Here is a 2,601-nt window from a genome sequence, read left to right on the forward strand (position 1 = left end):
TGCGTAATACCATGATGCCGATCGGTCAATACCATTCAAGCCGATCACTTTTTTGTTCGCCAGTAGACCTCCGTAAAATCTAGCTTCAGTGATCGGCTTCAGTCAAGGTATTTAGTTTTTTTCGCATCGATTCGCCTTTTAATTCCAACTTTATTGCTCCGTGAACAAGTCGATCTAGAATCGCATCAGCATGTGTCGATTCTCCTATCATTTCATACCAATTTTCTATCGGTAATTGACTGGCAATTAATGTCGATTTTGTATCATATCTTGCATCAATTAATTCCAATAAATCACTACGTTGTTGAGCCGTTAATGGCTCTAATCCCCAATCATCTAAGATCAGTAAATTAGCAGAGCTAAGCTTGTTGATCAGTTTTCGATAACTACCATCGGCTTGCGCTAAGAACATCTTTTCTAATAGCTCCTTGAGCCTAAAATAATAAACGCTACTCCCTTGTTGGCAGTGGTTTTGACCAAGAGCGCAAGCGAGGTAAGTTTTGCCACACCCCGTTGCTCCCGTAATCAAAATATTTTGGTGAAGGCGAAGCCATTCACCTTGTGCTAATGAACGGATCTGAGTTTTATCGAGTTGTCGTGCTGCGCCATAGTTGAGTTGAGCAAGCGTGCCACCAACTCTGAACTTTGCTTGTCGAGTTAGGCGGTCAATTTTACGCTGGTCACGCTGCGTTATTTCATGCTCAAGCAATAAACTTAGCCGCTCTTCGAAGCTTTGTTCTACGTATAGATTAGGTTGTTCAAGTTGCTGTAATAGCGCATCACGTATGCCGCTTAGCTTTAAGTTACTTAACTGGTTATTGACTTGTTGATTGATATTTTTCATAAGATTTCCTTTGATTGGTTAGTTTTTATTAATGGTAATAGTTATTGCCGCGGATATTTTTATGATCAATATCTTGTAGCGAATCACCCTGAGCTTGTGGCAAGGGTTGCTTATCCAAGCCTTTTTCTAAGATGGTTTTCACTTGTTTTACGCGAGTAACACCTGTGGCTAATGCGCGATGACAGGCGGCTTCAAGACGTTGGTCTGTAAACTTCTTGCCTAGGCTTAATAACCCCATACAAGCACGGTAGCTTTGCTCTGGATGCTTTTTAGCTTGCATCAATTGCATAACAAACTGCTCGGTTGATTTACCAAACTGACTTGCCCAGCGCTCAAATCGCTGCGGTGTCCATTGCTGTTGTTTTTGGTGAGCGATAGGCATATGTAGCTCAAGTGTTGTATGCGCACCTTCTCGGTATGATCTGGGGTGAACAGCGACTCGTATGCCTTGATGGTAGAGTGTCACCAATTTTCCTGAGGCATGTGCTTCAAGTTTTTGCTTGATCAAGGTATGTGGCACTGAGTAATAGTGCTTTTCAATCTCAATATGATAATCAATATGTACGCTCACTTGTTTCACTAAGGTGTAGCTGTAAGGCAGCATGGGCAATGGTTTTAACGCTGGTTTATCAATGGCTTCAAATTGACTTAATCGTGAGCCAGGATGTTTTTTCATTTGTCGCTGATTTAAATCGATGAGTAATTCTTGAATCTTTAGATTTAATTGACGCAAGCTAAAGAAGGTTTCATTACGAAGACGTGCCATGATCCAACGTTCAACAATTTGTACACCCACTTCAGCCTTGGCTTTATCCTTTGGTTTATAGGGTCTTGCAGGCACAATGACGGTATCGTAATGCGTCGCTAGTTGTTGGTAGGTTGGGTTTAAGTCAGGCTCATATCGGCAGGGTTTGGTGACGGCACTTTTAAGGTTGTCAGGAATGATCTGCTCAGGAACACCACCAAGAAACTCAAAACAACGGGCATGACTCATCACCCAATCTTCAAGTTTCTGGCTGTAAGTCGCTTCGGCATAGGTATAATTTGATGCCCCCATGACCGCGACGAACACTTGTGCAGTACGGCATTCGCCTGTACTTCTATCAACAATACTCATGGTTGGGCCACAGTAATCCACAAACAGTTTTTCACCAGCTTTATGGTTTTGTCGCATCGAGGGTTTTTGGCATTTAAGCCATGCCTTGTACTGACGGCAGAAGTGAGTGTAACTGTAAAAACCTTCCGCGTGCCGCTCTTTGTATTCTTCCCAAAGCAGCAACAACGTCATGGTTTTAGGCCGAAGCTCTTGTTGAACTAACGACCAGTCAGGAATGGTAAAGCCTTTTAAACGAGGCTTTGTTTTGAAAAACGCTTGTTGTAGAGAGTTATCATCCCACTTCTCATCAAGCGGCCAACAAGTAATGTCTAGCTCTGCTGATTTACAGGCATATTTAGACACGATTGAGGGTGAAACAGATAAGCTTTTTGCTATCTGACGATGACTGAGTTTACAGCCGTATTTTAGTCTTAAAATTTCTTTGAGTTTACGCATTGAAATAGGTGCCGTTGGCATGGTTATTCTCATCATCAAAAATGAAAAGAATAACGGTTAAAAACACCTACTGGCAGACAAAAAAGTACAAAAAACGAACGGTACTATTCAAGCCGATCACTCAATACTATTTTGACCGAAAAGTGATCGGCATCGATGGTATTGAGTGATCGCGATGAATGGTATTAGGTGATCGGCTTAGATG

General features: G+C 42.1%; 2 protein-coding genes. Both read right to left on the minus strand.

Annotation, left to right across the window (positions count from 1 at the left end):
* Positions 1-85 precede the first annotated feature (85 nt).
* Positions 86-844: an IS21-like element ISShfr5 family helper ATPase IstB gene (gene istB, locus IEW93_RS21610; protein WP_011637026.1), complete on the minus strand. Its 759-nt coding sequence runs from the start codon at positions 842-844 to the stop codon at positions 86-88.
* A 28-nt stretch (positions 845-872) separates the two neighbouring features.
* Positions 873-2,417, minus strand: coding sequence for an IS21-like element ISShfr5 family transposase (gene istA / locus IEW93_RS21615; RefSeq protein WP_160056813.1), 1,545 nt, complete (start codon positions 2,415-2,417; stop codon positions 873-875).
* Positions 2,418-2,601 lie beyond the last annotated feature (184 nt).

Source organism: Shewanella inventionis, from assembly GCF_014641855.1.
GTDB classification, from domain to species: Bacteria; Pseudomonadota; Gammaproteobacteria; order Enterobacterales; family Shewanellaceae; genus Shewanella; species Shewanella inventionis.